Source organism: Simplicispira sp. (genome assembly GCF_028687295.1).
Taxonomy (GTDB): Bacteria; Pseudomonadota; Gammaproteobacteria; order Burkholderiales; family Burkholderiaceae_C; genus Simplicispira; species Simplicispira metamorpha.
In genome coordinates this window covers 10,765-15,368 of sequence record NZ_JAQUAL010000075.1, presented here as the reverse complement: position 1 = coordinate 15,368, position 4,604 = coordinate 10,765, and the positions used below count along the sequence as shown (strand labels likewise).

Sequence of the window (4,604 nt, the reverse complement as noted above, 5' to 3'; positions counted from 1 at the left end):
GCCACATAGGTGCCGCTGGCCTGCTCGGAGGCCTGCACCGAGTGGCTGCCCGAGTGCGACCCCGAGCCGCTGTAGGGCCCGTGGCTGTAGCCGCCGCTGTGGCTGCCCTGGGCGCTCATCTGGCTGCTTCTTTGGTAGGTACCGGCCTCGAAGTATTCGGACACCCGCTGGGCGTAGGCCAGGTCGGTCACGGCGATCTTGGGCGCGTTTTGCGCACTGGCCGCGCTGCCCCAGACCAGTGCCGTGGCGGCCAGCACGGACAGCGCCGCGGTCAAGGTGGTTCTGCGTTGCATGGCGAGTCCTTTCAGCGCTTGCTGGTCTTGCGGATTTCTTTTTCATCCTGCCATTCGATGGTGCCCTCCTGCACGTCAAACAGCTTGAGCGTGAACTTGTAGTACACGTCTTTGGTGGCAGCGCTTTGCTTGACGATGCTGGTCAGCTCGCCCTCCATCTGGTACTTGGCTGCCGTCATCTGGCCCACCTTGGCCGTGGTGCCCTGCTTGTACAGGCCGCTCTGGTTCTGGCGCTGCAACTCGTCCACGCCCTGCTGCATTTCGTTGATGGAGCGCACAAAGCGCACCTTGCCCGACTTGACCAGCGCCGTCTGGATAGAGCTCATGACGTTGGTGGTGTCGATGTACTCGCTGGTCTTGTTCTTGACGGTAGAAATGGTCACCGTGGGCCGGCCCTGGAAGATGCCGGTTTCCAGCAGGCCGCCGGTCATCTTTTCGGCAATCATCTGCAAGTCGGTGGAGCCGAACTCATTGGTCACCAGCTCGACGGCCTTGGCGTCGCCGTAATTGACCTGGCGGTCAAAGCGCACCACCGGGGATGACAGGTTCTGGCAGGCCGACAGGGCCAGGCTGCTGGCGGCCAACGCCAGGACGAGCGCGCTGCGCTGGATGGTGTGTTGCTTCACAGTGTTTACTCCTCACTCAATCTATCTATCTGGGTCGATGCCGCTGTCAGCGCGGCTCCACGTTCATTTCCAGGCGCAGGTCCACGGCAGCGCCAGTGGGCGCCACGCTTTTGACCGTCTGCTGGCCCAGGCCCAGCACGGTCATCTGCTTCCAGGACTCGCCATCGCCCACCTGGTTGCCCACGTTGTCCAGCCAGCGGAAACGGTAGAACACGGTGCGGTCGCTGCGGCCCATGTTGGCCATATCGGCCTGCACCACCAGGATGTCGTTCTTGCGCACGAGGCGCATCTCGCGCACGGCAATGCCGTGGGCATCGCCACGCAAGGCCACTTTGGAGGCCACGGCCAGCGGTGTGGCGGGGTCGTGTTGCTGCGCCTGGGCGCAGCCGACCAGCGCCCAAAAGGCCACGCCGATGGCGGCCAGGGTGTGTCGGGGGGTCATGCGGGAAAAACTCCTTCAAAGTCAGCGGGCAACCGCCTGCGGTGCGGTGGCGGCGGGTTTGGCCGCAGGGCGCGGCGTGCGTGCGGGGCGCTCACGCCGCGCAGGCTTGGTGGCAGCTGGTGCGGCCACAGGCTCTGCCGCTGCGGGCTTGTCGGCCACGGCCACCAGTTGGCCCACGCTGGCCACATCGCCCGTCAGCACGCTGCGGTGGTAGAAGCGCAGCGGCACCAGGGCGTACTGGCCATCGATCTTGACGGGCTGCTCCAGCTCACGGCCATTGATGGTGATGCGGTGCTCGCCGGGCGGCAGGTAGCCGCGCGCCACATACACGCGCCCGGGCAGCATGCGCCACAGGCGGTCATCGGCCTGCTCGGTGGCCACCGAGGCCACGGCGCCGATCAAGCCGCCAATCAGGCCGCCATTTTTTTGCAGCTGGTCTTGCACCACGCCTTTGGCCACGGCGCGCGTGACGCCGCGCAGCACCATGCCAGGCATTTCATCCTTGAGCGCACGGCGCGCCATGACGTTCACGTCCACCACTTTTTCCAGCTTGAAGTCGTAACCGGCCACCGACACCTGGCCCAGCGGCGGGTCGTTCGAGGGCTCGATCACGGGGTAGGCAATGCTGGCCGTCACCATGCCCCGCCCCGTGGGCACGGGCAGCGTGAAGGCGATGGATTTGCGCGCGGGGGCATCGCCCGCTTCCACGATGAACAGCACATCGGTCATGCGCTGGCGGCGCTTCCACGTGAAACTGGCGCGGCTGTCGAGGCCGCGCAGGCCCTCTTCCAGCACCCCGGTTTCGGGCTTGAGTTCGATGGCTTTGCGGTAGCCGGGTGCGGCCAGACCGGGCTCGTTCATGGCCTCGTACAAAAAGCCCGCCAGGTAGTGGCTGAGTGCGTTCTGGTAGCCATTCTTGAGGGCCAGCACTTCAGGGTCGTTGAGGGTTTCGACGGGATAGCCGTTGATTTCCTTGCTGCCGGAGGTAGCGCCCTTGGACTTGGCCTCTTCCTCGGCCGCCAGGGTTTCTTTGGCACGGAACTCGGCGATGACGGCCTCGCGCTCGTGCGTGCGCTTGATGTCCACGCGGGCATTCTCAAAATCGCCCAGGGCCACGCGGTTGAGCGCCAGGCGCGTGGTGAGCCAGACTTTTTCGTAGTCCTGGCCTTCATAGACCTTCAGCCGCTCGCTGACCAGTGCCGCCCCCACGGTGCCCATGAGCTTTTGCGGATCGGTCTTGGCGGCCTCTTCCCATTCTTTGACCTTGTTATCGGCCAGCATGAAGGCGTGGTTGCTGTCTTCGTAGCGGCGGTCCAGGCGCAGCAGCTCGCCGCGTTCCATGTTGTAGAGCAGTGCGGTTTTTTGCTCTTCGGTGGTGGCCGATGCGTCCAGGCGGGCCAGCGCTGCCGATATGCCCTGCGTCTGGCCAGCGCTGTGTACGTCGCCGGCCAGCTTGTCGTGGCTTTGCATGCTGGCGCAGCCGGTCAGGGCCACGCTCAGCGCCAAGGTGCCCCAAACGCGGTTGCGGGGCAGAAAACGGTGATTCATGAATTTCCTTGCATGTCCATGGATGTGGGCACCAGAAAACCCCGACCGGGCCACTGGCACAGCAGCCGCCGGGCCAGGAAAGCGGGGGCCTGCGCGCGCCCTCCCGCGCGCACCAGCAATGCAAGCCGTCCTTCCCTCTGGCTCTGGGTTTTTTGGTTTTTTTGTGTCGCAGCGCGCCGCGCTCTGGTCAGGGCGGCAAGGCCCTGGGGCCCCGGCCTGTCTAGCGCAACAGCTGCCGTCTCAGGATGCCCGATCCCGCTTACCAGAGCCTTGCGCAAGGGCCCCAGGCATGCGGTACACCCACACCCGGCGCTCGCCTGCCAGGGCGATGTGCGCGTGCGCCGTGGCCTCGGGCACCGCAAACTCCAGGCTCACCAGCCAGGTGCCCGGTGCCATCTCAGCGCAGGCCTTGGCCCAGGCGCGGGGCATGCTCTCGGGGCGCTGGAACAAATACACCAGCGCATAAGCGCCCCAGTCGGCCTGCCAGATGTCGCCGCGTTCCACGTGGGCCCAGGGGCAGCGCCGCGCGCACAGCCAGCGCAACGGGCGGCTCCACTCCAGGCCGTGCAGCACGGCCAGCGGGTAGGCCTGGCGCAGGGCCATCAGGCCATCGCCCAGACCGCAACCGGCATCCAGCACCGCCGCGCCCGGCTCCACAGGGGCCACACCGGGCAGGTCGTTGAGGGCGTCGGGCGGGGTGGGAAACAGCGGCGCGTCTTTCCACGATTGCAGCGGGTACAGCAGCAGCAGACAGGCCAGCGGCAGCAGCCAGGCCCACGCGGGAAACGCCTGGGCCTGCGTGAGCGCCAGCGACAGCGGAAACCCGCCCGCAATGAACAATTTGCGCCACAGCGTATCGCCCCACAGGCTGATGAGCGCGCCCCACAGGCTGGCCGCCAGCAGCGTCCACAGCGGCGTCCAGCCACCGCGCTGCAACAGCAAAAACAGCAGCCAGGAGCTTGACCAGCCCAGCACGGCGGGCAGGGGCCAGGGCAGGTGCGGCAGCATGGGCAGCGGGCCTGTCAGCGGCGCTTAATCGGGGCGGCCGCGCAGCCGCTCGATCAGGCCGTTGAGCGCGTCCAGCGAGCCAAACTGGATGGCCAGCTCACCCACGTCTTCGGTGCGCGCGCCGCGCTTGACGCGCTTTTTCACGCGCACTTCCACCTCTGCCATGAGCAAGTCCGACAGCTCCTCTTCCACGCGCTGGATGTCGCGCGACTTGGCGGGCGCGGACTTGGGCTGCGCGGGGCTGAAATCGGTGCCCATCTTTTTCACCAGCGCCTCGGTTTCGCGCACCGACAGTTTTTTGGCGGCAATCTGGTTGCCTGCGGTGATTTGCGTGGCCTTGTCCAGCGCGAGCAGCGCGCGCGCGTGGCCCATGTCGATGTCGCCCGCCATGAGCATGGTCTGCACCGGATCGGCCAGATTCAGCAGGCGCAGCAGGTTGCTGGCGGCGCTGCGCGAGCGGCCCACGGCCTGCGCGGCCTGCTCGTGCGTCAGGCCAAACTCTTTGACCAGGCGCGACAGGCCCTGCGCCTCTTCCAGCGGGTTGAGGTCTTCGCGCTGGATGTTTTCGATCAGCGCCATGGCGGCGGCGGCCTCGTTGGGCACGTCGCGCACCAGCACGGGCACGCTGTCCAGGCCCGCCAGCTTGGCGGCGCGGTAGCGGCGCTCACCGGCAATGATTTCGTAGCG

At 66.7% G+C, this 4,604-nt stretch carries 5 protein-coding genes and 1 pseudogene; all 6 read right to left on the bottom strand.

What is annotated here, in order from left to right; translation table 11 throughout:
* Nucleotides 1-293, bottom strand: a pseudogene (locus PHX69_RS09930) (hypothetical protein); the annotation flags it as partial.
* An 11-nt stretch (nucleotides 294-304) separates the two neighbouring features.
* Nucleotides 305-919 (bottom strand): penicillin-binding protein activator LpoB, encoded by a 615-nt coding sequence (lpoB, locus tag PHX69_RS09925; protein WP_119012126.1) that lies wholly within the window; start codon nucleotides 917-919, stop codon nucleotides 305-307.
* A gap of 46 nt (nucleotides 920-965) precedes the next feature.
* Nucleotides 966-1,361 (bottom strand): YcfL family putative periplasmic lipoprotein, encoded by a 396-nt coding sequence (locus tag PHX69_RS09920; protein ID WP_119012127.1) that lies wholly within the window; start codon nucleotides 1,359-1,361, stop codon nucleotides 966-968.
* A 21-nt stretch (nucleotides 1,362-1,382) separates the two neighbouring features.
* A complete protein-coding gene (locus tag PHX69_RS09915; RefSeq protein ID WP_288043553.1) occupies nucleotides 1,383-2,909 on the bottom strand; it encodes a COG3014 family protein in 1,527 nt (508 codons plus the stop codon).
* A gap of 240 nt (nucleotides 2,910-3,149) precedes the next feature.
* Nucleotides 3,150-3,917: a class I SAM-dependent methyltransferase gene (locus tag PHX69_RS09910; protein WP_288043552.1), complete on the bottom strand. Its 768-nt coding sequence runs from the start codon at nucleotides 3,915-3,917 to the stop codon at nucleotides 3,150-3,152.
* Between the two features lie 24 nt (nucleotides 3,918-3,941).
* On the bottom strand, nucleotides 3,942-4,604 hold a 663-nt coding region (locus PHX69_RS09905), incomplete at its 5' end, for a ParB/RepB/Spo0J family partition protein (RefSeq protein WP_288043551.1).